This window comes from Phenylobacterium sp. J367 (assembly GCF_024699985.1).
Classification (GTDB): Bacteria; Pseudomonadota; Alphaproteobacteria; order Caulobacterales; family Caulobacteraceae; genus Phenylobacterium.
The window spans coordinates 1,181,553-1,205,299 of sequence record NZ_JAJONA010000001.1 but is presented as its reverse complement, the minus strand read 5'-3'; the positions used below and the strand labels follow the sequence as shown (position 1 = coordinate 1,205,299).

At 71.2% G+C, this 23,747-nt stretch carries 18 protein-coding genes and 4 pseudogenes; 21 read left to right on the top strand and 1 reads right to left on the bottom strand.

Translation table 11 applies throughout. The features are described from left to right. Positions 1–217 precede the first annotated feature (217 nt). The 18 genes and pseudogenes from mutS to trmB all read left to right on the top strand — a co-directional run bounded on the left by mutS (position 218) and on the right by trmB (position 19,884). Positions 218–2,908 (top strand): DNA mismatch repair protein MutS, encoded by a 2,691-nt coding sequence (gene mutS / locus LRS04_RS06525; protein ID WP_257815667.1) that lies wholly within the window; start codon positions 218–220, stop codon positions 2,906–2,908. An 18-nt stretch (positions 2,909–2,926) separates the two neighbouring features. After that, on the top strand, positions 2,927–5,755 hold the full coding sequence (locus LRS04_RS06520; protein ID WP_257818997.1) for a [protein-PII] uridylyltransferase: 2,829 nt from the start codon (positions 2,927–2,929) through the stop codon (positions 5,753–5,755). An 82-nt stretch (positions 5,756–5,837) separates the two neighbouring features. Then, on the top strand, positions 5,838–7,631 hold the full coding sequence (murJ, locus tag LRS04_RS06515; protein WP_308238085.1) for a murein biosynthesis integral membrane protein MurJ: 1,794 nt from the start codon (positions 5,838–5,840) through the stop codon (positions 7,629–7,631). Positions 7,632–7,751: 120 nt separating this feature from the next. After that, positions 7,752–8,786: a tryptophan--tRNA ligase gene (gene trpS, locus LRS04_RS06510; protein ID WP_257815666.1), complete on the top strand. Its 1,035-nt coding sequence runs from the start codon at positions 7,752–7,754 to the stop codon at positions 8,784–8,786. A gap of 43 nt (positions 8,787–8,829) precedes the next feature. Then, positions 8,830–9,450: a universal stress protein gene (locus tag LRS04_RS06505; RefSeq protein ID WP_257815665.1), complete on the top strand. Its 621-nt coding sequence runs from the start codon at positions 8,830–8,832 to the stop codon at positions 9,448–9,450. Next, a complete protein-coding gene (locus LRS04_RS06500; protein ID WP_257815664.1) occupies positions 9,377–9,955 on the top strand; it encodes a NifU family protein in 579 nt (192 codons plus the stop codon). Before LRS04_RS06505 ends, LRS04_RS06500 begins: the two co-directional genes overlap by 74 nt. Before the next feature lie 50 nt (positions 9,956–10,005). Next, complete coding sequence (gene tsaB, locus LRS04_RS06495; protein WP_308238084.1) at positions 10,006–10,581, top strand: tRNA (adenosine(37)-N6)-threonylcarbamoyltransferase complex dimerization subunit type 1 TsaB; 576 nt, start codon at positions 10,006–10,008, stop codon at positions 10,579–10,581. A 49-nt stretch (positions 10,582–10,630) separates the two neighbouring features. Next, the gene (locus LRS04_RS06490) at positions 10,631–11,089 is read left to right on the top strand and encodes a GNAT family N-acetyltransferase (protein WP_257815663.1); all 459 of its coding nucleotides are present in this window, start codon (positions 10,631–10,633) and stop codon (positions 11,087–11,089) included. A gap of 80 nt (positions 11,090–11,169) precedes the next feature. Then, positions 11,170–11,541, top strand: a complete 372-nt coding sequence (locus tag LRS04_RS06485) for a Fur family transcriptional regulator (RefSeq protein ID WP_257818995.1) — start codon at positions 11,170–11,172, stop codon at positions 11,539–11,541. 192 nt (positions 11,542–11,733) lie between these two features. Then, positions 11,734–13,090 (top strand): annotated as a pseudogene (gene miaB, locus LRS04_RS06480) (tRNA (N6-isopentenyl adenosine(37)-C2)-methylthiotransferase MiaB). Then, positions 13,087–14,056 (top strand): annotated as a pseudogene (locus tag LRS04_RS06475) (PhoH family protein). Before miaB ends, LRS04_RS06475 begins: the two co-directional pseudogenes overlap by 4 nt. 8 nt (positions 14,057–14,064) lie before the next feature. Continuing rightward, positions 14,065–14,535, top strand: coding sequence for an rRNA maturation RNase YbeY (ybeY, locus tag LRS04_RS06470; RefSeq protein WP_257818993.1), 471 nt, complete (start codon positions 14,065–14,067; stop codon positions 14,533–14,535). Then, positions 14,522–15,316, top strand: a pseudogene (locus tag LRS04_RS06465) (CBS domain-containing protein); the annotation flags it as partial. The gene ybeY and the pseudogene LRS04_RS06465, both read left to right, overlap by 14 nt. Positions 15,317–15,412: 96 nt before the next feature. Next, a complete protein-coding gene (lnt, locus tag LRS04_RS06460; protein ID WP_257815662.1) occupies positions 15,413–16,987 on the top strand; it encodes an apolipoprotein N-acyltransferase in 1,575 nt (524 codons plus the stop codon). Positions 16,988–17,040: 53 nt separating this feature from the next. After that, a complete protein-coding gene (locus LRS04_RS06455; protein ID WP_257815661.1) occupies positions 17,041–17,457 on the top strand; it encodes a helix-turn-helix domain-containing protein in 417 nt (138 codons plus the stop codon). A 148-nt stretch (positions 17,458–17,605) separates the two neighbouring features. Then, positions 17,606–18,823, top strand: a complete 1,218-nt coding sequence (metK, locus tag LRS04_RS06450) for a methionine adenosyltransferase (protein ID WP_257815660.1) — start codon at positions 17,606–17,608, stop codon at positions 18,821–18,823. After that, positions 18,823–19,197 (top strand): YkvA family protein, encoded by a 375-nt coding sequence (locus LRS04_RS06445; RefSeq protein ID WP_257815659.1) that lies wholly within the window; start codon positions 18,823–18,825, stop codon positions 19,195–19,197. The genes metK and LRS04_RS06445 overlap by 1 nt, the downstream gene beginning before the upstream one ends. 12 nt (positions 19,198–19,209) lie before the next feature. Then, a complete protein-coding gene (gene trmB / locus LRS04_RS06440) occupies positions 19,210–19,884 on the top strand; it encodes a tRNA (guanosine(46)-N7)-methyltransferase TrmB (RefSeq protein WP_257815658.1) in 675 nt (224 codons plus the stop codon). 117 nt (positions 19,885–20,001) lie between these two features. On the opposite strand, the gene ppa is transcribed toward trmB, so the two are convergent. After that, a complete protein-coding gene (ppa, locus tag LRS04_RS06435) occupies positions 20,002–20,538 on the bottom strand; it encodes an inorganic diphosphatase (protein ID WP_257815657.1) in 537 nt (178 codons plus the stop codon). Positions 20,539–20,831: 293 nt separating this feature from the next. On the opposite strand from ppa, the gene rimP reads away from it, so the two are divergent. From rimP to LRS04_RS06420, 3 genes and pseudogenes are all read left to right on the top strand, one after another. After that, positions 20,832–21,377 carry a ribosome maturation factor RimP gene (rimP, locus tag LRS04_RS06430; protein ID WP_257815656.1) on the top strand — a complete coding sequence of 182 codons (546 nt, stop codon included), beginning with the start codon at positions 20,832–20,834 and terminating at the stop codon, positions 21,375–21,377. Positions 21,378–21,391: 14 nt separating this feature from the next. Continuing rightward, positions 21,392–23,083: a transcription termination factor NusA gene (gene nusA, locus LRS04_RS06425; protein WP_257815655.1), complete on the top strand. Its 1,692-nt coding sequence runs from the start codon at positions 21,392–21,394 to the stop codon at positions 23,081–23,083. 25 nt (positions 23,084–23,108) lie between these two features. Then, a pseudogene (locus tag LRS04_RS06420) lies at positions 23,109–23,729 on the top strand (RNA-binding protein); the annotation flags it as partial. Positions 23,730–23,747: the final 18 nt, after the last annotated feature.

Sequence of the window (23,747 nt, the reverse complement as noted above, 5' to 3'; positions counted from 1 at the left end):
GGCCAGGAAGGCGTCCGGCAGCAGTCCCCTGTAGGTCTCGCGCCAGCTCGTCACATGTACGTGGGCCAGGGCCTCCGCGTCGGCGGGGCCGGGCGGGAAGATCAGGACGGAAGACGACGCGCCGCGGGCCTGTGACATCCATCCACAGCTTGGCGCTCGCCTGCGACGGTTCAAGGGCTCCCGATTAGTGATTCGTTAAGTTAGCGTCGCCCGTTCCATGAACGCCCCATCGCCCACCGCCGTCCCAGATCCCGCCGCCGGCGCTTCGCCGGTGATGGCGCAGTTCTTCGAGGCCAAGGCCCGCCAGCCGGACGCGCTGGTGTTCTTCCGCATGGGCGACTTCTACGAGCTGTTCTTCGAGGACGCCCAGAAGGCCTCGGCCGCGCTCGGCATCACGCTCACCGCCCGCGGCCAGCACGCCGGCCAGCCAATCCCCATGGCCGGGGTCCCGGCGCACGCCATGGAGGCCTATCTGGCCAAGCTGGTCCGCGCCGGCTTCAAGGTGGCGCTCTGCGAACAGCTCGAGGACCCGGCCGAGGCCAAGAAGCGCGGGTCGAAGTCCGTGGTCCGCCGCGACGTGGTGCGGGTCGTCACGCCGGGCACCCTCACCGAGGACGGTCTGCTCGACGCCCGCGGCGCCAACCGCCTGGCCGCCGTCGCCGTCCGCGCGGGTTCCGCCGCCGTGGCGTCCGTCGAGCTCTCCACCGGCGAGGTGGAGGTGCTGGCGACGGGCGTCTCCGGCCTCGCCTCGGCGCTCGCCGCCCTGGGCCCCTCCGAGGTCCTGGTCCCCGACCGCCTGTTCTCCGACGAGGCGGTGAATGCGGCCCTGAAGTTGGCCGGCGGCTTCGTCCAGCCGCTGCCGCAGGCGCTCGCCGAGCCCTCGGCCTCGGAGGCCCGGCTGAAGCGGCTTTACGGCGTCGACACCCTGGACGGCTTCGGCCAGCTCTCCGGCGCCGAGATCTCCGCCCTCGGCCTGATCGCCGCCCACCTGGAGACCACCCAGGCCGGCAAGCTGCCGGCGCTGTCGGCTCCGCGCCGCGCCGGCGAGGCCGACGTCATGGCCATCGACCCGGCCACCCGCGCCAGCCTTGAGATCGAGAAGGCCCAGTCGGGCGCCCGCGACGGTTCGCTGCTCTCCGCCATCGACAGGACTGTGACGGCGCCCGGCGCGCGCCTGCTCGCCGCCCGCCTCGCCCGTCCGCTGCTCGACCCCGCCGCCATCGACGCCCGGCTCGACGCGGTCGCCTGGTTCTGCGAGCAGCGCGGCCAGCGTCAGCGCCTGCGCGAACAGCTCAAGGGCCTGGGCGACATGGCCCGGGCGCTCTCCCGCCTGGCGCTCGGCCGCGGCGGTCCGCGCGACCTCGGCTGCCTGCGCGACGGCCTGGTCGCCGCCGAGGCGGTCGTGGCGCTCTTCGCCCAGACCCGCGATCCGCTGATCAACCCGCCGGCCGAGATCGCGGGCGCCCTGGCCGCCCTGAACCCCGACCTGCACGCCGACCTCCTGGCCTACCGCGACCTGCTCTGCGCCGGCCTTGGCGCCGACCTGCCGGCGCTCGCCCGCGACGGGGGCTATGTGGCGCCCGGGGTCCGGCCCGAGCTCGACCAGGCCCGGGCGCTCCGCGACGACAGCCGCCGCGTCATCGCCCAGCTCGAGGCCCGCCTCGCCGAGGAGAGCGGCGTGGCCCTGAAGGTCCGCCACAACGCCGTCCTCGGCTACTTCGTCGAGTGCACGGCCAAGGCCGCCGAGCCGCTGATGCAGGCGCCGCTGAACGCCACCTTCATCCACCGCCAGACGCTCGCCAATCAGGTCCGCTTCACCACCGTCGAGCTCGCCGAGCTGGACGCGAAGATCGCCCAGGCCGCCGAGCGGGCGCTCGCCATCGAGGTCGAGACCTTCGAGGCCTGGCGCGAGGCCGCCTGCCGGATCGCCGCCGACATCCAGGCCGCCGCCGCCGCCGCAGCGTCGCTCGACGTGGCCGCGGCCAACGCCGAATGGGCCGACGACGTGGGCGCGAGCCGTCCGGTGGTCGACCGCTCGACCGCCTTCGAGGCCGAAGCGGCCCGCCATCCGGTCGTCGAGATGGCCGTCCGCCGCGCCGGCGAGCCCTTCACCCCCAACGACTGCCGCCTGGACGGCGCGGGCGCGGTGGCGGCCCGGCTCTCCATCGTCACCGGCCCGAACATGGCCGGTAAGTCGACCTTCCTGCGCCAGAACGCGATCCTCGCTGTGCTCGCCCAGTCCGGCTGCTTCGTGCCGGCGAAGAAGCTCCGCCTGGGCGTCGTCGACCGGCTGTTTAGCCGCGTGGGCGCCGGCGACGACCTGGCCCGCGGCCGCTCGACCTTCATGCTGGAGATGGTGGAAACCGCCGCCATCCTCACCCAGGCGACGCCGCGCAGCCTCGTCATCCTCGACGAGATCGGCCGCGGCACCGCCACCTACGACGGCCTGGCCATCGCCTGGGCCTGCGCGGAGGCCCTGCACGAGGTGAACCGCTGCCGGGCGCTGTTCGCCACCCACTACCACGAGCTCGCCGTGCTCGAAGGCCGCCTCGCCTATGTCGCCAACCTCAGCCTGAAGGCCAAGGAGTGGAACGGCGACCTGATCTTCCTGCACGAGGCCGGCCCGGGCCCCGCCGACCGCTCCTACGGCGTGCAGGTCGCGAAGCTGGCCGGCGTGCCGCCCGCCGTGGTCTCCCGGGCGAAGGACGTTCTGGAGCGCCTCGAACGCGAGGCGGCTGGCCCCGCCAAACTCGACGACCTGCCGCTCTTCGCCGCCGTCGCCGAGCCGGAGGCCACGGGCCGCTTCGGCCCCAGCGCGGTCGAGGATGCGCTGAAGGCTCTGGACGTCGACGGCATGAGCCCGCGCGAGGCGATGGACGCCCTCTACCGGCTCAAGGGGCTGCTGTAGTTTCTCAACATAGGGCCTATATCCTCAGGCCATGCCCCCCGCCTTCGCCCGACCCGCCTGGAGTATGTCGTCGACGGCGTGAAGCTGCGCTCGCAGCTCTCGGCCGCCGCCCTCGAGCAGGCCGGCAACGAGGCCGCCCAGCGCAAGGCGGCGCTGGAGATCCTGAAGGCCGCGCTGTTCCGGGGCCGGATGATCGCCAAGGAGCGGCTGGAGAACGGAGCCGGCGGCATCGAGACCGCCCGCCTGCTTTCCGGCGTCACCGACGAGGTGGTCTCCGCGCTCTGGGACTTCACCACCGTCCACGTGTTCCGCGCCCGTAACCCCACCGAGGGCGAGCGCCTGGCGCTGATGGCGGTCGGCGGCTACGGGCGGGGCACGCTGGCGCCCTTCTCCGACATCGATCTGCTGTTCGTGCGGCCCTACAAACAGACGGCGCACGCCGAGAGCGTCATCGAGTACATGCTCTACGCGCTCTGGGACCTCGGCTTCAAAGTCGGCCACGCGTCCAGGACCATCGACGAGTGCGTGAAACTCGCCCGCGAGGACTTCACCATCCGCACCTCGATCCTCGAGGCCCGGCGGCTGGCCGGCGACGAGCAGCTCGCCGCCGACCTGATCCGGCGCTTCCAGGCCGAGGTGGTGAAGGGGACGGGCGCCGAGTTCGTCGCCGCCAAGCTCCGCGAACGCGACGAGCGCCACGCCCGGGCCGGCGCCAGCCGCTACATGGTCGAGCCCAACGTCAAGGAGGGGAAGGGGGGCCTGCGCGACCTCAACACCCTCTTCTGGATCGCCCAGTACCTGCACCCCGGCGAGAGCATCGAGCGCGTCCTGCAGCTCGAGATGTTCGAGGGCCGCGACGTGCGCAGCTTCGTCCGCGCCTTCGACTTCCTGTGGGCGGTGCGCAGCCACCTGCACTTCACCACCGGCCGGCCCGAGGAGCGGCTCTCCTTCGACCTGCAGCCGGAGATCGCCCGGCGGATGGGCTACGGCGACCGGGCCGACAACCCCGCCGTCGAGCGGTTCATGCGGCGCTACTTCCTGATCGCCAAGGAGGTCGGCGCGCTCACCCGGGTGTTCGCCGCCAAGCTGGAGGCCGAGAAGGTGAAGAGCCGGCCGACCGGCATCTCGCGCCTGCTCCCCAACCGCCCGCCGAAGCGCAAGCCCCTCGACGAGCCCGGCTTCCACGAGATCGGCGGGCGCCTCGCCATCGACGGGATCGGGACCTTCGAGGCCGACCCGATCAACCTCCTGCGGCTGTTCCGCATCGCCGACCAGCGCAACCTCGACCTGCACCCGGACGCCTTCACCGCCGCGTCGCGCTCGGCGGGCCTGATCACCTCGGCCGTCCGCCGCGACCGCCATGCCGCCAAGGTGTTCCTGGACATCCTGGCCCGCGGCCGCGACCCGCAGCGCACGCTGGGCCTGATGACCGAGGCGGGCGTGCTCGGCCGGTTCATTCCCGAATACGGGCGGATCGTCGCCCAGATGCAGTTCAACATGTACCACTCGTACACGGTGGACGAGCACACGCTCCGGGCCGTCGGGGTGATCGCCGACATCGCCGCCGGCCGCCTCGCCGAGGATCACCCCTTGTCGGCGCAGATCATGCCGCTGATCGACGATCGCGAGGCCCTGTTCCTGGCGATGCTGCTGCACGACACCGGCAAGGGCGGTGTCGGCGGCCAGGAGAAGGCCGGCGCCCGCGCCGCCCGGCAGGCCTGCGAGCGCCTGGGCTTGGAGCGCAGCAAGATCGAGCTCGTGGCCTGGCTGGTCGAGCACCACCTCGTGATGAGCGACTACGCCCAGAAGCGCGACGTCTCCGACCCGCGCACCGTCGCCGACTTCGCGCGCATCGTGGAGAACCCGGAGCGCCTGCGCCTGCTGCTGGTGCTGACCGTCGCCGACATCCGCGCCGTCGGCCCCGGCGTCTGGAACGGCTGGAAGGGCCAGCTCATGCGCGAGCTCTACGGCGCGACGGAAGCCGTCTTCCGCGGCGGCCGTGGCTCCGACGCCGCCGCGGCGCTGAAGCGCCACTACGAGAACGCCGCCTACGACGCCCGCGTGGCGCTGGCCAAGGCCGACCCGGCCGCCGAGCCCTGGGCCGACGCCATGGAGGACGCCTATTTCTCGGCCTTCACCGAGGATGAGGTCCGCCGCCACGCCGCGCTCGCGAGGCGCGCGTCGAACGGCGCCGCCGCCGAAGGCCGGATCCGCGCCGACCGCAACGCCGCCGAGGTCGCCGTGGCCGCCGCCGACCGGCCGCGCCTGTTCGTCGACCTGGCCGAAGCCATCACCGCCGCGGGCGCCAACGTGGTCGGCGCCCGCGTCTTCACCTCGCGCACCGGCCAGGCGCTGGACGTCTTCTCGGTGCAGGACGTCACCGGCCAGCCGTTCGGCGCCGACAACGCCCGCGCGCTGACCCGCCTCGCCGAGAGCCTGGAGGCCGCCGCGCGCGGCGAGCCCCTGCCGCGCGAGCCCACCCGCAAGGCCGACCTCGGCCGCGCCGCCGCCTTCGCCATCACGCCCACCGTCATGCTCGACAACGACGCGTCGGAGACCTCGACGGTGGTGGAGGCGTCGGGCCGCGACCGGCCGGGCCTGCTGGCCGCGCTCGCCCGCACGCTCTCGGACTCGGGCCTCTCGATCGTCTCGGCCCACATCGACAGCTACGGCGAGCGCGCCGTCGACGCCTTCTATGTGACCGACGCCGAGGGGCGGAAGCTCACCGATGGTAGGAAGCGCAATGCGCTCAAGGCCGCGCTCACCACGGCCCTGACCGCCGGTGAGGACGAGGGCGCCGCCCGCCGCGGCAACCTCCAGCGCGCCCGGGCCAGCGTGGCGCGGTAATCCACCGCCTGTCCCCCGGACCTCCACCGCCGCGGCGCCTGGACCGCTTGACGCCGGCCCCGACCCAGCCGACCAAGCAGGCGTGACCGACAACCCCGCCACCAATCCGACACCCAAGCGCGGCGGGCTGATCCGGTCGTCCGCGATCTTCGCAGGCCTGACCCTGGTCAGCCGGGTCATGGGCCTGGCCCGCGACCTGGTGATCACCGCCCGCCTGGGCGCCAGCCAGACCATCGCGGCCGACGCCTACTATACGGCGCTGGCCTTCCCGAACCTGTTCCGGCGGATCTTCGCCGAGGGCGCCTTCGCCGCCGCCTTCGTGCCGAGCTATTCGCGCAAGCTCGCCGCCGAGGGCGAGGCCGAGGCCGACCGCTACGCCGCCGACGCGCTGGCCACCGTCGCCGCCGCCACCGTGGCCCTGACCATCGTCTGCCAGCTCGCCATGCCGTGGCTGATGTACGTCATCAACCCCGGCTTCGCGGACGATCCGGCCAAGTTCAAGCTGGCCGTCATCCTCACCCAGATCACCATGCCCTATCTGCCGTGCATGGCGATCGCCGCCCTGTTCTCGGGCGTGCTGAACGCCCATGGCCGGTTCATCGTCTCGGGCTTCTACCCGACCATCCTCAACGTGGTGATGCTGGCCGCGGTGATCCCGCAGCACGATCCGGTCGCCGCCGCCTATGCGGCGTCCTTCGGGGTGATCGTCGCCGGCATGGGCCAGGCCGCGCTCTGCTGGTGGGGCGCGCGACGCGTCGGCGGGCGCGTCCGCCTCGTGCGGCCGCGGCTCACGCCCGAGATGAAGGCGATGATCAAGCTGGCCGTTCCCGCCGCCATCGCCAACAGCGCCACCCAGATCAACATCTTCATCTCGGGCATCCTGGCGTCCCAGGTGGACGGCCTGCGGGTCTGGATGAACGTCGCCGACCGGCTCTATCAGCTCCCCATGAGCCTGGTGGGCGTGGCCATCGGCGTGGCCCTGCTGCCGAGGCTCTCGGCGGCGCTCCAGAAGGACGACCACGCCGACGCGCGAACCGCCATGGACCAGGGCCTGGTCTGGGCGCTGGCGCTCAGCCTGCCCGCCGCCGCCGCGCTCATGGCCATGCCCGTCTATCTGATCGACGGCTTCTTCACCCGCGCCGAGTTCGTGAAGGCCGACGCCGTCGCCACCGGGCAGCTCCTCTTCCACTACGCCTGGGGCGTCCCGGCCTTCGTCCTGCTGCGCATCCTGCAGCCAGCCTTCTTCGCGAGGCAGGACACCAAGACGCCCATGCGCTTCTCGCTGATCAGCGTCGGCGTGAACATCGTGCTCGGCGTCGCCCTCTTCTACCTCGTGGGCTTCTGGGGGATCGCCGCGGCCACCTCCATCGCCGCCTGGGTGACGGTGGTCCAGATGTGGTTCGCGCTCCGCCGGCAGGGGGGTCTACGAGCCGAGCGCCACCGCCCTCTTCAAGATCGGCCGTGTCGCCGCCGCCAGCCTGGTGCTGGGCGCCATGCTCGCCGTCGCCGCCCATTTCCGCCCCGAGCTGGAGGCGCCGCTGATCGCCGCCCGCCTGCCGGCCAAGGAGATCATGATCTTCGTCCTGAGCGGCGTCGGCCTGGCGATCTACCCGGTCCTGCTGTTCGCCTTCGGCGGCGTCACCCCCTCCGAGGCGAAGGCCCTGCTCCGCCGTCGCAAGGGCGACCCGGCGCCCCCGGTGGACCTGCTCTAGACCGAGGCCCTCTCCCTACCCTCTCCCTCTCTTCGCTACGCTCGGGGGAGAGGAGTGAGGCAGGGAGCCGAGGCATACCCCCTCTCCCCCGCGAAGCGGAGAGGGAGAGGGTAGGGAGAGGGCCAGCGGCAGACGCCACCCCAAGCTTGCCTCGCGCAAATTGAAGCTCTATCCCGCTCCCATGCTTCGGACGACCGACACCTGGCGATGGCGCTGATCCGCTGACCCGCGAAACCGGGGCCCCCTTGCGCCCGCCCGTTCCTTCCGTTCAGAAGCCTCCCATCATGACCGACCAGCCTCCTGCCCAGTACGCGGGCCCCAAGCGCGTGCTCTCCGGCGTGCAGCCGTCCGGCGACCTGCATCTCGGCAACTATCTCGGCGCGCTCGTGAAGTTCGCCAAGCTGCAGCACGAGACGCCGACCCTGATCTTCGTCGCCGATATGCACGCGATCACCGTGTGGCAGGACCCGAAGAAGCTGAAGACCCAGGTCCGCGAGATCGCCGCGGCCTACCTGGCCACCGGCCTCGATCCGAAGATCGCCACCATCTTCCCGCAGTCGGCCGTGCCCGAGCACGCCGAGCTCGCCTGGGTGTTGAACTGCGTCGCCCGCCTCGGCTGGCTCGACCGGATGACCCAGTTCAAGGACAAGGCCGGCAAGCACAAGGAGCGCGAGAGCGTCGGGCTCTACACCTATCCGGTGCTCCAGGCCGCCGACATCCTGGCCTACAAGGCGACCCACGTGCCGGTGGGCGACGACCAGAAGCAGCACCTCGAGCTGACCCGTGACATCGCCCAGAAGTTCAACAACGACTTCGACGCGGCTGGCTTCTTCCCGCTGCCGGAGGCGCTGACCCAGGGGCCGGGCGCGCGGGTGATGAGCCTGCGCGACGGCTCGGCGAAGATGTCGAAGTCCGATCCGTCGGACAATTCGCGGATCAACCTCACCGACGACGCCGACGCCATCGCCAGCAAGATCCGCAAGGCCAAGACCGACCCCGAACCGTTGCCCGAGACCATGGAGGCCCTGGCCGAGCGGCCCGAGGCGAAGAACCTGGTGGCGATCTACGCCGCGCTGGCGGGCCGTCCGGAGGCCGAGGTGCTGGGCGAGTTCGCCGGCCAGGGCTTCGGCGCCTTCAAGCCGAAGCTCGCCGACCTCGCCGTCTCGGTGATGGGCCCGATCGGCGGCGAGATGCGCCGCCTGCTGGCCGATCCGGCGGAGATCGACCGCATCCTCGGCGATGGCGCCGCCCGCGCCCGGGAGATCGCGGCGCCGACCATGGCCGAGGTGAAGCGGCTGGTCGGCTACTGGGCCGGCTAGGGCCGCCTTGCGCGGGGAGCCGCTTGGCTCCACCGTTCCGGCCATGACAGCGTCGCAGCGCAAGTTCCTCGTCGTCTCGGACGATACGCCGGAGTTCCAGGCGGCGCTGAAGTTCGCCTGCCGCCGGGCCCGCTCCACCGGCGGCCACGTGGCGATCCTGCGGGTCATCGAGCCGGCGGTCTTCGAGCACTGGAGCGGCGTGCGCGAGGAGATCGAACGCCAGACGCGCGACGAGGCCGAGGCCGTGCTGCAGGAAGTCGCCGGCTTCGTCCAGGACGAGACCGGCTTCCCGCCGGAGTTCCTGATCGTAAATGCCGACAGCCCCCGGGCGGGCCTGAAGAAGGTCATCTCCGAGGACCCGGCGATCAAGATCCTGGTGCTCGCCGCCGCGGTTGGCGGCCGCGGCCCCGGCCCGCTGGTCGCCTCGCTGGCCAAGGACGGCGTCAAGGGGGCGCCCGGAAGGTCCCCGTCACCCTCGTCCCCGGCGACCTCACCGACGACGAGATCCTCGATCTGGCGTGAGGTCACGATCATCCCTCCCCTTCAGGGGAGGGATTGCCATCGCACTTCGCCAGGCCCACATCTCGCCCATGTTCATACAGACCGAGCCGACCCCGAACCCCGAGGTCCTGAAGTTCCTGCCCGGCCGCGCGGTCATGGGTGAGGGCACGCGCGACTTCCGCGAGGCGGGCGAAGCCGCCGTCTCGCCGCTGGCCGCCGATCTCTTCGACATCGAGGGCGTCCAGCGCGTCTTCTTCGGCCCGGACTTCGTGACGGTGGGCAAGCATCCCTCCTCGGACTGGCCGCACCTGAAGGCGCCGATCCTCGCCGCCATCATGGACCACTTCACCTCCGGCCGGCCGCTCTTCGCCGACCAGGGCGACGCGGCCGCCGGCGGCCATGACGAAGGCGTCTACGAGGGCGAGACCGCCCAGATCGTCGCCGAGATCAAGGACCTGCTCGACACCCGCATCCGCCCGGCCGTGGCCCAGGACGGCGGCGACATCCTGTTCTCGAAGTTCGACGAGAAGACCGGCGTGGTCTGGCTCAATATGCGCGGCGCCTGCTCGGGCTGCCCGTCCTCGACCGCCACGCTCAAGGCCGGCGTCGAGAACATGCTGAAGCACTACGTCCCGGAAGTGACCGCGGTCGAGCAGACACTCGGCTGATGGGCGGCTAGCCCTATGCGCGCCGCCCGGGATCGTCTAACCGGCGCGGCGTGATCGTCCTTGCCCTCGACACCTGCCTGAACGCCTGCTCGGTCGCCGTCTCGGACGGGGATCGCGTGCTCGCCCATGCCTCCGAGGTCATGGCCCGCGGCCACCAGGAGCGCCTGGCGCCCATGGCCCAGGCGGTGATGGCCGAGGCGGGGCTCGGCTTCGACCGGCTGGACCGCATCGGCGTCACCGTCGGCCCGGGCTCGTTCACCGGCCTGCGCGTCGGCGTCGCCTTCGCCAAGGGGCTCGGCCAGGCCCTGGGCGTCCCCGTCGTCAGCGTCGGCACGCTGGAGGCGCTGGGCGGGGAGGGCGACAGCCTGGTCTTCGCCGCCATCGACGCCCGCCGCGACCAAATCTACCTCCAGGGCTTCGAGGGCGGCCGGGCGCTGATGGCCCCCGACGTCCTGCCCGTCCCGACCGCCGTCGCCCGCCTGGTGGAACTGGCCCAGGGCCGGCCGCTGACCCTCGTGGGCTCGGGGGGCCTCTGTTGGCGGACGCCGCGCCCGGCGCGACCCTCATTCCGGCGGAGGGCGCCGACGCCCGGATCGTGGCCCGGATCGCCGCGGCCAGGCCGCTGACGCCCGTGAAGCCCCTCTACCTGCGCGCGCCCGATGCGCGCCTGCCGTCTTGAGGCTGGATTGGGCCACCGCGGACGACGCGGAAGCGCTCGCCGCGGCCCACGCCTTCGGCTTTCCCCATCGGTGGGACGCGAAGGCCTTCGCCGATCTTTTCGACGGCCCCGGCGTCTTCGGCCTCATGATCCGGGACGGCGAGGATCTCGCCGGCATGGCGCTCTGCCGCACCGTGCTTGGCGAGATGGAGGTCCTGACCATCGCCGTCGATCCCCAGCGCCGCCGCCGGGGGCTCGCCCGCGCCCTGATGACCGCCGCTCTCGGGGCCGCCCGAGAGGCCGGCGCCGAGGCCTGCTTCCTGGAGGTCGCCGCCGACAACGCGGCCGCCGAGGCGCTTTACCGGGCGCTCGGGTTCCGCGATGCGGGATTGCGCAGGGCCTATTACGACCGCGGGCCGGCGGGACGTGTGGACGCCCGCGTCATGCGCCTCGACCTTACATCCGACGCCGCTTAGACCTATCCTCTAGTCGACCAGGGAGAGCTGGAGCCTTGTCAGTGCCGGACCGCATCGAGAAGCTGTGCATCGAAAAGGGCATGCGCATGACCGAGCAGCGCCGGATCATCGCGCGCGTGCTCTCCGAGGCCCATGACCACCCGGATGTCGAGGAGCTGCACCGCCGGGCGCACGCCATCGACCCGCACATCTCCATCGCCACGGTCTACCGGACGGTCCGCCTGTTCGAGGAAGCCGGCATCATCACCCGCCACGACTTCCGCGACGGCCGCTCCCGCTACGAGGAGCATCCGGACCAGCACCACGACCACCTGATCGACATGAAGACCGGCAAGGTCGTGGAGTTCATGGACCCCGAGATCGAGGCCCTGCAGGAAGCCATCGCCAAGAAGCTCGGCTACAAGCTCGTGGACCACCGCCTCGAGCTCTACGGGATGCCCATAGAAGAGTAGTCGGCGAAGCCATCCCTCCCCCTTCAGGGGAGGGACAGGCCGCTTCGCGGCCGGGGTGGGGAAGTCGCGTTCAGGCGTTGAGCCTACGGTCTGGCCCAGACACCCCCCACCCGGCGGCGCTTCGCGCCGACCACCCTCCCCTGAAGGGGAGGGATTGCACCGCCCCCTCCGGACCCCCCATAAACCCGACCCATGTCCGGGACCGCGCCTCAGAAGCGCCTCTACATCAAGACCTACGGCTGTCAGATGAACGTCTATGACAGCGAGCGCATGGCCGACGTGCTGGGCGCCGCTGGGCTATGGCGTCACCGACACGCCCGAGGGCGCGGACCTGGTGGTGCTGAACACCTGCCACATCCGCGAGAAGGCCACAGAGAAGGTCTATTCCGAGCTCGGCAAGCTCCGCGAGCAGCGCGAGACCCAGGCCGAGGCCGGCGGCCCGCGCCTCGGCATCGTCGTCGCCGGCTGCGTCGCCCAGGCCGAGGGCGAGGAGATCATGCGCCGCCAGCCGGCCGTGGACCTGGTGGTCGGACCGCAGGCCTATCACCAGCTCCCCGAGCTGATCGCCCGCGCACACCGGGCCCGCGGCGAGCGGCTGGCCGCGGACTTCGCGCCCGAGGAGAAGTTCGACGCGCTCACCGCCGCGCGAAATCCGACCGGGGTCACCGCCTTCCTCACCGTGCAGGAGGGCTGCGACAAGTTCTGCACCTTCTGCGTGGTGCCCTACACCCGCGGCGGCGAGTGGAGCCGGCCGGCGGACGCCATCGAGGCCGAGGCCCGGGCGCTCGCCGAGAAGGGCGTGCGCGAGGTCACCCTGCTCGGCCAGAACGTCAACGCCTATGAGGGCCAGGGCGGGCTCGCCGGCCTCGTGAAGCGCCTGGCCAGGATCGAGGGCCTCGACCGCATCCGCTATACCACCAGCCACCCGCGCGACATGGACGACGCCCTGATCGCCGCGCATGGCGAGGTGCCGGAGCTGATGCCCTACCTCCACCTGCCGGTGCAGGCCGGCTCGGACAAGGTGCTGAAGGCCATGAACCGGGCCCACACCGCCGAGAGCTACGTCAGGCTGATCGAGAAAATCCGCGCCGCCCGGCCCGACATCGCCATCTCCGGCGACTTCATCGTCGGCTTCCCGGGCGAGCGCGACGCCGACTTCGAGGCGACCCTGCAGCTCGTCCGCGAGGTCGGCTATGCGGCGGCCTTCTCGTTCAAGTATTCGCGCCGTCCGGGGACGCCGGCGTCCGCCATGCCGGCCCAGGTCGCCGAGGAGGTGAAGGACGAGCGCCTCGCCCGCCTGAACGCACTGCTCGACGAACAGGCCCGCGCGTTCAACGACGCCCAGGTCGGCCGCGAGCTGCCGGTGCTGTTCGAGAAGCCCGGCCGCCACCCGGGCCAGCTCGTCGGCCGCAGCCCCTATCTGCAGGGCGTGCACGTGAGCGCCCCGGATCGTCTGCTGGGGCAGATCGTTACGGTGAAGATCGGGGACGCCAGCCGCAACAGCCTGGCGGGGACCCTGGTCGGATCTGGGGAACTGGAGCCCGTTTGAGCCGCGCGCCCGAATTCATCACCCTCTCCGACGCCGCCGCCCGCGCGGTCGCCGGGGCCAACTCACGCCACGCCGCCCTGATCGAGGACGCCTTCGGCGTCCTGGTGGAGACCCCCGGCGGCGGCGTCCAGCTCTCCGGCGACGCCAAGGCGCGGGGCCAGGCGAAGAAGGCCGTCCAGGCCATCGCCGAGCGCGCTGATCAGGGGCTGGAGATCACCGAGGCCGACGTCCGGGTCGCCATCGGCAACGCCCGCACGGGCGTCGGCGGCGCCCAGGGCTCACTGCCGGTCGGCCGCCGGGGCCAGGTGGCGCCGAAGACCGCCACCCAGGCCGAGTACCTGCAGGCCCTGGCCAAGTGCGAGCTGGTCTTCGGCCTCGGCCCCGCCGGCACCGGGAAGACCTTCCTCGCCGTCGCCCATGGCGCGGGCCTGCTGCTGCGCGGCGAGGTCGACCGCCTGGTCGTCTCGCGTCCCGCCGTCGAGGCCGGCGAGCGCCTGGGCTTCCTGCCGGGCGACATGAACGAGAAGGTCGACCCCTACATGGCCCCGGTCTGGGAGGCCCTGACCGACATCCTGGGTGCCGACCAGCTTCGCCGGCGCCGGGAGAAGGGCGAGATCGAGGTCGCCCCCCATCGCCTTTCTGCGCGGCCGCACGCTCAGCCACGCCTTCGTGATCGTCGACGAGGCGCAGAACGCCACCCGCCTGCAGATGAAGATGGTCCTGACCCGCCTGGGCGAGGGCGCCCGCATGGTGGTCACCGGCGACCCCAGCCAGGTCGACCTCGTCAACACGCGCGACTCGGGCCTCGCCCATGCGGTCGGCCTGCTGGAAGGCGTGAAGGGCATCGGCGTCGTCCGCTTCTCCACCGCCGACGTGGTCCGGCATCCGCTCGTGGAGCGCATTGTCCGGGCCTACGACGCCGACGCGGCCCGGAGCCGGGGCGACAAGGGTCCCGACGACCGGTGAGCCCGCCGCTGATCGATATCGAGGTCGAGGACGACGCCTGGACGGCGGCGCAGCCTGACGCCGAGGCCCTCGCCCATCGCGCGGCCGAGGCCGTGCTGCTCTCGGAAGGCGCCGACGGCGAGCACGTCACCCTGCTGTTCACTGACGACGAGACCGTCGGTGACCTCAACGCCCGCTTCCGGGGCCGCGACAGCGCCACCAATGTGCTCAGCTTCCCGGCGCCGCCGAACCCGGAGAAGCACCTTGGCGACGTGGCGCTCGCCTATGGCGTCTGCGCGCGCGAGGCTCGCGAACAAGGCAAGCCGCTCGGCCATCACCTGCAGCATCTGGTGGCGCATGGCGTGCTCCATCTGCTGGGCTATGATCACATGACCGACGCGGAGGCCGAGGCGATGGAAAGCCTCGAACGCGTCGTCCTGGCCGGACTGGGGGTGCCCGATCCCTACGCGGCCGGCGAGGGAGACCATGACCGACCCTGACCCTGCGAGTAGTCCCGAGCCCGGCGGGCTCCTCCGACTCTTCAGCATCTTCAAGAAGCCCCAGCCGCAGGCCGCCCAGGCCTCCGAGCCGGCCACCCAGGCCACCGGCGAGCTGGTCTCCCAGGCCCGGGCCTTCCAGGATCTCCGCGTCGCCGACGTGATGCAGCCCCGCGCCGACATCATCGCCGTCGACCGGTCCTCGACCTTCGCCGAGGTGACGGCGCGCTTCGTGGAGGCCGAGCATTCGCGGATGCCGGTCTTCAAGGAGACCATCGACGACCCCTGTGGCGTGGTCCACGTGAAGGACGTCTTCAAGCTGCTCGCGCGCAAGACCCGCAAGCCGAAGCCCGAGGACCAGATCCTCATGGGCCGCTACAACATGGTCCGCCCGGTGCTCTATGTGCCCGCCTCGATGCGCGCCGCCGAGCTGCTTGCCATGATGCGCAACCGGCACACCCACATGGCCCTGGTGATCGACGAGTTCGGCGGCACCGACGGCCTCGTCACCCTCGAGGACCTGCTGGAGACCCTGGTCGGCGAGATCGAGGACGAGCACGACGAGGAGGGCGACGAGGGCTTCGCGCCCATCGTCCACGACGAGCAGGGCTGGGTGGTCGACGCCCGCACCCCGCTGGAGGAGCTGGAGGAGGCGATCGGCGACGGCGTCGACCTCGCGCCCGAGGAGGTCGACGAGGAGATCGACACAATGGGCGGCCTGGTGAACACCCTGACCGGCCGCGTGCCCCAGCGCGGCGAGCGGATCGAGCATCCCGGCGGCTTCGTCATCGACGTGCTCTCGGCCGACCCGCGCCGGGTGAAGCGGCTGCGCGTGCGCCGCGTCGCCCCCCGCCGCTCCGCTCGTCGACGTGCAGGGCAAGTGATCTCGAAGCTCAATCCGTGGGCCGTGCGGCTGTGGGCGCTCGCCGCCGGCCTGGCCGCGGGCCTCGCCCATCCGCCGTTCGGGGTGCTGCCGGGCCTGCTCGGCTACGCGCTGATCCTGGCGATGCTGGACGCCGAGGCGCCGCGGCCGCTGCGCTCGGCTTTCTTCCGCGGCTGGCTGGCCGGGCTCGGCTATTTCGCCATCGCCGTCTGGTGGGTGGTGGAGGCCTTCCTGGTCGACGCCGCCGCCCACGGATGGATGGCGCCCTTCGCCCTCGTCCTGCTGGCCGGCGGGCTGGCGCTGTTCTGGGGCGCCGCGGCCGTGCTTTACCGCTGGCTGGCCCCGCCCGGCATGCTCCGCGTCCTGGTGTTCGCCGGCGCCTTCGCCGGGGCGGAGTGGGTGCGCGGCCACATCTTCACCGGCTTCCCGTGGAACCTGCCCGGCGAGACCTGGGCGGCGGGCTCCGCCCCGTCGCAGGCCGCCGCGGCGATCGGCGCCTACGGTCTCACCTGGGTGACGCTGGCGCTCGGCGCGGCCCCCGCCGTGCTGTTCGACAAGGCCGACCGGCGCTGGCGCGTGCTGGCCGGCGCGCTCGCCGCCGGCGCCCTGGCCAGCCTCTACGCCTTCGGCCTCGGCCGGCTCTCCCACGCCGTCCCCGTCGCCGCGGACGCGCCGCAGATCCGGGTCGTCCAGGCGATGATCGACCAGAAGGAGAAGTGGCGGCCCGAGAACCTCCGGCTGATCTTCCAGACCTATGTCCGCCTCTCCCAGCGGCCGAGCGTGCGCCCGCCGGAGATCGTGGTCTGGCCCGAAGGCGCGCTGCCGGCGGTGATCGACGACCTGCTGGCGCCCTCGTCCGACTACGGTCCGGCCCTGGTGGCCGCGTTCGGCGACGGCCAGACGCTGCTGATGGGCGCCAACCGCGTGGAGGTCGGCGCGGACGGCGACGTGAAATACTTCAACAGCCTGGTGGCGCTGCGCCGCGAGGCCGCGGGCCTGCGGGTCACCGGGGTCTACGACAAGCACCGGCTCGTCCCCTTCGGCGAGTTCCTGCCGTTCGGCGACCTGGCCACGAAGCTCGGCGTCCGCAGCCTTGTGCACATGCCCGAGGATTTCACCGCCGGCCCGCCGCCGGTCCCGGTCGCGCCCTGGGGCGTGCCGGCCGTCCAGCCGTTGATCTGCTACGAGGCGCTCTTCCCGGGCTTCACCCGCGCCGCGGTGAAGCGTTCCGGCATCCGCCCGGCCTGGATCCTCAATGTCTCCAACGACGCCTGGTTCGGCCAGACCAGCGGCCCGCTCCAGCATCTCAATCTCGCCAGCTACCGGGCGATCGAGGAAGGCCTGCCGATCGTCCGCGCCACTCCCACCGGCGTCTCCGCGGTGATCGACGCCTACGGACGGGTCATGCCCGACGCCAGGCTCGGGCTAGGCCAGCTCGGAGTGGTCGACGCGCCCCTGCCGCCGGCGCTGCGTCCCACCCTCTACGGCCGGGTGGGAGACTTGCCTTTCGCCTTGTTATTGCTAGCTTCCGCGCTCCCAGTTTTGGCGTATCGCGTTCGTCGACCCCGCTGATATCGCGTCGTCGTCGTTCCCATCACCGACAGAAACTTCGGTACGGACACTGCATGGACAAGTTCGCTGACTTCGATCGCGGGCCCAATCCGATCGACCGCCACGTGGGCCTACGCATCCGGATGCGGCGCAAGGAACTGGGCGTCAGCCAGGAGAAGCTCGCCGAGTCCATCGGCCTGACCTTCCAGCAGATCCAGAAGTACGAGCGCGCCGCGAACCGGGTCAGCGCCTCGAAGCTATGGGAGATGGCCCGCGCGCTCTCCACCTCGGTGGCCTATTTCTACGAAGGCCTGGCCGGCGAGACCGCCCAGCCGGCGGCGCCCCGGGAAAGCGCGCGTGATTTTCTCCTGACGCCGGAGGGCATGGAACTGGCCTCCGCCTTCCCGCGGATCGGCGAGGCCCGCGTGCGCCGCAAGATCCTCGAACTGGTCCGCGCCATGGGCGAGGAAGACGGTTCGGCCGCAAGCTGAGCTCCCGGCGGGCCCCGAACCGCGGTCTTGGGTCGCGTCCCGCCACCTCGCGCTTGGCGGGACATAAAGATTTCTTTATAGGCTTTGCGCACTCGTAGCGAAGCGTCCGCCGGGGGCGGCGCCTTTCAGTTCCTGCCGGAGCCCGCCCTTGAGCCGTTCCAACTACATCTTCACGTCCGAAAGCGTTTCGGAAGGCCATCCGGACAAGGTCGCCGACCGGATTTCCGACACCGTCGTCGACGCCTTCCTGAGCGTCGAGCCGGAAGCCCGCGTCGCCTGCGAGACCCTGGTCACCACCAACCGCATCGTGCTGGCCGGCGAAGTCCGCGCCGGGCCCGGGCGCCTCAAGGCCGAGAACAAGGCGCTGACCAAGGAGATCGTCCGCAGCCTGGAGCCGAAGGTGCGCCAGGCGGTGAAGGACATCGGCTACGAGCAGAAGGGCTTCCACTGGCAGAAGGCGAAGTTCGCCTGCCACCTGCATGAGCAGTCCGCGCACATCGCCCAGGGCGTCGACGCCTCCGACAAGAAGGAAGAGGGCGCCGGCGACCAGGGGATCATGTTCGGCTACGCGACCGACGAGACGCCAGAGCTGATGCCGGCGACCCTGCAGTACAGCCACAACATCCTGCGCCGCCTCGCCGAGGCGCGGCACTCCGGTGAATGCGCGGTCCTCGAGCCCGACGCCAAGAGCCAGGTGACCATCCGCTACGAGAACGGCCGTCCGGCCGAGATCCTGCAGATCGTCGTCTCCACCCAGCACAAGAAGCGCATCGGCCTGCACTCGGCCACGCCCAAGCGCATCGAGGCGGAGATCAAGCCGTACATCCTGGGGATCATCCCGGAAGGCCTGATCACCAAGAAGACCAAGTGGCACGTGAACCCGACGGGCCGCTTCGAGATCGGCGGTCCCGACGGCGACGCCGGCCTGACCGGCCGCAAGATCATCGTCGACACCTACGGCGGCGCGTCGCCGCACGGCGGCGGCGCGTTCTCGGGCAAGGACCCGACCAAGGTCGACCGTTCGGCCGCCTATGCCTGCCGCTATCTGGCGAAGAACGTGGTGGCCGCTGGCCTCGCCAAGAAGTGCACCATCCAGATCAGCTACGCGATCGGCGTCGCCGACCCGCTGTCGTTCTACGTCGACCTGCACGAGACCGGCGAGGTCGACCCGGCGAAGCTGGAGCTGGCGCTGCCCGAGCTGATCGGCGGGGCCACGCCGCGCGCGATCCGCGAGCACCTCGGCCTCAACAAGCCGATCTACGCCCGCACCGCGGCCTACGGCCACTTCGGCCGCAAGCCCGACAACGAGGGCGGCTTCTCCTGGGAGCGCACCGACCTCGTCGACGAGCTGAAGAAGCTGGTCTGATGCATCGCCTGCGGTCGTGGGCGCGCACGCTCAAGCGTGACGCCCACGCCGTCTGGCTCTGTGCGCGCGACCCGCGCACGCCGTGGGCGGCCCGCCTTTTCGCCATGGCCGTGGCCGCCTACGCCCTCTCGCCGATCGACCTGATCCCGGATTTCGTGCCGGTGCTCGGCTACCTGGACGACCTCCTCCTCGTGCCGATCGGCCTGTGGATCGCCCTGCGGATGATCCCGCCCGCCCTGCTCGCCGAGCACCGCGCGGCAGCCGAGGCCGCCGCCGACCGGCCCGTCAGCCGCGCCGCCATCGCCGTGATCGTCGCGGTCTGGATCGCTGTCGCGCTCGCCGCGGCGCTCGCGCTCGCCGCCGCACTGCGCTAGAGGGCGCCCCCCATGTCCGACGCCCACCCGCCGCTCCGCTCCTACGGCCGCCTCAAGTCGCGGCCGATCAAGCCGCGCCAGGCGGCGCTGATGGACACCCTGCTGCCCTCGATCCGGGTCCCCGGCGAGCCGTTCGACCCGCGCACGCTGGTGCCGGCGGCGACGGCGGTGTGGGTGGAGATCGGCTTCGGCGGCGGGGAGCACATGGCCGCCCAGGCGGAACGCCATCCCGGGGCCCTGATCCTCGGCGCCGAGCCCTTCCAGAACGGGGTGGCCAGCGCGCTGCGCCATATCGACGAGCGAGGCCTGACGAACGTCCGCGTCAAGGACGGCGACGCCCGCGAGATGCTGGCCCACCTGCCTGCCGCCTCGGTGGACAGGATCTTCGTGCTGTTCCCCGACCCGTGGCAGAAGGCCCGGCACAACAAGCGCCGGCTGGTGCAGACCGACACCGTGGCCGAGTTCGCCCGGGTGCTGAAGCCGGGCGGAACCCTGCGCTTCGCCTCCGACTGGGCGGACTATGTGGACTGGGCGCTGGAGCGCCTCACCGCCAGCCCGGCCTTCCGCTGGACCGCCGACCGGGCCGACGACTGGCGGGTCCCGCCGGCCGACCACGTCACCACCCGCTACGAGGAAAAGCGCCTCGGCGACTGCCCGCCCTCGTTCCTGGATTTCGTGAGAATCTAATTCCTCCCCTTCGGGGGGGGGGACCGCCGAAGGCGGTGGAGGGGGTCCGCCCAACCGGTGAGTGACCCCCTCAGTCAGCTTCGCTGACAGCTCCCCCGGAGGGGAGCAACTTGGCGCCTACCCGTTCTTCGCGGCGTAGGCGTCGATCGAGGCCTTGATCAGTTCGGCGGCTTCGGCGGCGTCGGCCCAGCGGACGATCTCGACGCTCTTGCCCTTCTCCAGGTCCTTGTAGTGCTGGAAGAAGTGGGCGATCTGCTCGGTCAGGATGGTGGGCAGCGAGCGCCAGGAATCCACGCCCAGGTAGAACGGGTGGAGCTTGTCCACCGGCACGGCCAGGATCTTCTCGTCGCCGCCGGCCTCGTCGCGCATGATCAGCGCGCCCACCGGGCGGCAGCGGATGATGGCGCCCGGCACCACGGGCGTCGGGCCGACCACGATCACGTCCATCGGGTCGCCGTCGTCGGCGAGCGTGTGCGGGATGAAGCCGTAGTTGCCCGGGTAGAACATCGCGGTGTGCAGGAAGCGGTCGACGAAGATCGCGCCGGACTCCTTGTCCAGCTCGTACTTCACCGGCTCCCCGCCCTGCGGGATCTCGATGACGGCGTTGACGTCGTACGGCGGGTTCTCGCCGACGGGAATCTTGGAGAGGTCCATGGGGAGTGGCCTTTGGAGGATTGCACGACACACAAAGTCGGCGCGCTCTGTGGACCATCCGGGGCGCTCAGGAAAGAGGGCATGATCCCTGCCTCCCCCGCGAACCAGGTCTCGCCGCCACCCCTGGATCTGCTTCGCCACCGAGGGCAGGCTGAAGCGACACGACTGAGGGGCTGACAAGCCCCTGATCGATCGCTATATTCCCCCAACATCGCTGATCGCGCTGGATAGCGCCTTCAAGCGGCGGGCTGCGGCCCGGCCGCTTTTTTCTTTGCCGGAGGAACGGCCAAGCCATGCGCGGGAAGACCGCAGAAGACGCCAGGCTCCTGGAGCTGCTCGACCCCGTCGCCGAGGCCGCGGGCTACGAGATTGTCCGCATCCGCCTGATGGGCGGGAGCGAGCAGCGGCGGCTTCAGATCATGGCCGAGCGTCCCTCCGACGGCGACATGAACGTCGAGGACTGCGCCCGCCTGTCGCGCGCCATCTCCGAGGTCATGGACGCCGCCGACCCGATCTCCGGCGAATATCTGCTGGAGGTCTCCTCGCCCGGCGTCGATCGGCCGCTCACCCGGCTGAAGGACTTCGAGACCTTCGAGGGCTACGAGGCCCGCCTCGAGCTCGACCGCCTCGCCGAGGGCCGCAAGCGCTTCAAGGGCGTTCTGGCCGGCGTCGAGGGCGACAGCATCGGCATCGATCTGGAGGGCGAGGACGAGACCGCCATGGTCCCGTTCGCCTGGATCACCGACGCCAAGCTCGTGCTCAGCGACGAACTCATGAAGCGGGGCGCCGACATCCGCGCGGCCCGCCTCGCTTCCGAACAACAACAGACATCCGACTAGAGGGATCAGACCCCATGAGCCTGACCGGCATTTCGGCCAACCGGCTTGAACTCCTGCAGATCGCCGAGGCGGTCGCCCGCGAGAAGTCGATCGACAAGGAGATCGTCATCGAGGCGATCGAGGAGGCGATCCAGAAGGGCGCCCGCTCGCGCTACGGCGCCGAGCACGACATCCGGGTCCGCATCGACCCGAAGACCGGCGAGACCATCGTGAAGCGCGTCGTGACCGTCGTCCCCGACGACGCGACGTTCGGCTTCACCGAGGCCGAGGACGGCAGCGAGGTCCCGGCGGAAGAGCCCGCCGGCATCCTGCGCCTCTCCGACGCGCTTCGCACCGACAAGGACGCCGTCGTGGGCAAGACCTACGAGGAGATCCTGCCGCCCTTCGAGTTCGGCCGCGTGCAGACCCAGATGGCCCGCCAGGTCGTCACGGGGAAGGTTCGCGAGGCCGAGCGCGAACGTCAGTACGAAGAGTACAAGGACCGGGTCGGCGAGATCGTCAACGGCACCGTGAAGCGGGTCGAGTACGGCAACGTCGTCGTCGACCTGGGCCGCGGCGAAGGCATCATGCGCCGCGACCAGTCGATCCCGCGCGAGAACTTCAACATCGGCGACCGGATCCGCTGCTACATCTACGACGTCCGCCGCGAGACCAAGGGCCCGCAGATCCTGCTCAGCCGCGCGCACGGCGGCTTCATGGCCAAGCTGTTCGCCCAGGAAGTGCCGGAGGTCTATGACGGGGTCATCGAGATCCGCGCCGTGGCCCGCGACCCGGGCAGCCGCGCCAAGATGGCCGTGGTCTCCAACGACAGCTCCATCGACCCCGTCGGCGCCTGCGTCGGCATGCGCGGGTCGCGCGTGCAGGCCGTCGTGGCCGAGCTGCAGGGCGAGAAGATCGACATCATCCAGTGGAGCCAGGACGAGGCGACCTTCATCGTCAACGCGCTCGCGCCCGCCGAAGTCTCCAAGGTCGTCATGGACGAGGAGGACGAGCGCGTCGAGGTCGTGGTCCCCGACGAGCAGCTGTCGCTGGCCATCGGCCGCCGCGGCCAGAACGTCCGCCTCGCCTCCCAGCTGACCAGCTGGCAGATCGACATCATGACCGAGAGCCAGGAGAGCGAGCGCCGCCAGCGCGAGTTCACCGAGCGCACCGCCCTCTTCCAGGAAGCCCTGGACGTGGACGAGGTCATCGCCCAGCTGCTGGTCACCGAAGGCTTCGCCACCGTCGAGGACGTGGCCTACGTCGACTCCTCGGAAGTGGCCGCCATCGAGGGCTTCGACGAGGACACCGCCGAGGAGATCCAGGCGCGCGCCCGCGACTACCTGGAGAAGGAAGCCGCCGAATACGACGCCAAGCGCCGCGAACTGGGCGTCGAGGACGCCGTGCTCGAGATCGAGGGCGTCACCCTGCCGATGGCCGTCGCGCTCGGCGAGGGCGGCATCAAGACCGTCGAGGATTTCGCCGGCCTGGTGCCCGACGACCTGCGCGGCTGGTTCGAGACCAAGAACGGCGAGCGTGTGCGCGAGGCCGGCATCCTGGAGAGCTTCGGCCTCGACCCGCAGGACGCCGAGACCCTGATCATGCGCGCCCGGATCGCCATGGGCTGGGTGGAAGCCCCGCCCGAGCCGGAGGTCGAGGACGCGCCCATCGAGGACTCGGAAGCCTATGCCGAGGCCGAGATGGAAGGCGAAGCCCGCGACGCGTAAGGACCGCTGATCTTGGCCGCCTCCCCCCGCCACGCTAGCCGAAGCCGCCCGTGAGCGGCGGGACATCGTCTCCGGCGAGGTGATGGAGGAGGCGCGCCTGATCCGCTTCGTGGCCGGGCCGGACGGGACCGTCGTCCCGGACCTGGCCCGCAAGCTGCCGGGCCGCGGCCTCTGGGTCGCGGCCGACCGCGCCTCCGTCGAGACCGCCGCGAAAAAGGGGCTGTTCTCGCGGGCCGCCAAGGCGAAGCTCCAGGCCCCGGCGGACCTCGCCCAGCAGGTCGAAGCCCTGCTGCGGCGGCGGGTTTTGTCGTCGCTCGGCCTTGCACGGAAGGCCGGCGACCTTACATCGGGCTTCGAAAAGGTTTCGGCCGCGATCGTCGCGGGCAAGACCGCGTGGCTGATCGAGGCGTCCGACGGCGCCGCCGACGGCCGGCGGAAGCTCTCGGCCCAGGCCCGCAAGCAGTCCCGACCGCCCCGCATCCTCGGCGTCTTCACGGCGTCCGAATTGGGTTTGGCCTTGGGGCTGGAGAATGTGATACACACCGCCTTCCTTGCGGGGCGAGCCGCCGACCGGTGGACGCAGGACGTCGACCGGCTGGCGGGTTTCAGCCCGCTCCTTCCTGAGAGTTGGCGCGAGGAGCCTTGAGGCGAACGGGGTCTTTCG

Excerpts from the sequence above, each read along its gene's own strand:
- rimP (WP_257815656.1), top strand. The coding sequence starts at position 20,832 with ATGCGCGGGAAGACCGCAGAAGACGCCAGGCTCCTGGAGCTGCTCGAC.
- trmB (WP_257815658.1), top strand. The coding sequence starts at position 19,210 with ATGTCCGACGCCCACCCGCCGCTCCGCTCCTACGGCCGCCTCAAGTCG.
- mutS (WP_257815667.1), top strand. The coding sequence starts at position 218 with ATGAACGCCCCATCGCCCACCGCCGTCCCAGATCCCGCCGCCGGCGCT.
- ppa (WP_257815657.1), bottom strand. The coding sequence starts at position 20,538 with ATGGACCTCTCCAAGATTCCCGTCGGCGAGAACCCGCCGTACGACGTC.
- LRS04_RS06505 (WP_257815665.1), top strand. The coding sequence starts at position 8,830 with ATGACAGCGTCGCAGCGCAAGTTCCTCGTCGTCTCGGACGATACGCCG.
- LRS04_RS06500 (WP_257815664.1), top strand. The coding sequence starts at position 9,377 with ATGTTCATACAGACCGAGCCGACCCCGAACCCCGAGGTCCTGAAGTTC.
- LRS04_RS06455 (WP_257815661.1), top strand. The coding sequence starts at position 17,041 with ATGGACAAGTTCGCTGACTTCGATCGCGGGCCCAATCCGATCGACCGC.
- nusA (WP_257815655.1), top strand. The coding sequence starts at position 21,392 with ATGAGCCTGACCGGCATTTCGGCCAACCGGCTTGAACTCCTGCAGATC.
- LRS04_RS06485 (WP_257818995.1), top strand. The coding sequence starts at position 11,170 with ATGCGCATGACCGAGCAGCGCCGGATCATCGCGCGCGTGCTCTCCGAG.
- trpS (WP_257815666.1), top strand. The coding sequence starts at position 7,752 with ATGACCGACCAGCCTCCTGCCCAGTACGCGGGCCCCAAGCGCGTGCTC.
- LRS04_RS06445 (WP_257815659.1), top strand. The coding sequence starts at position 18,823 with ATGCATCGCCTGCGGTCGTGGGCGCGCACGCTCAAGCGTGACGCCCAC.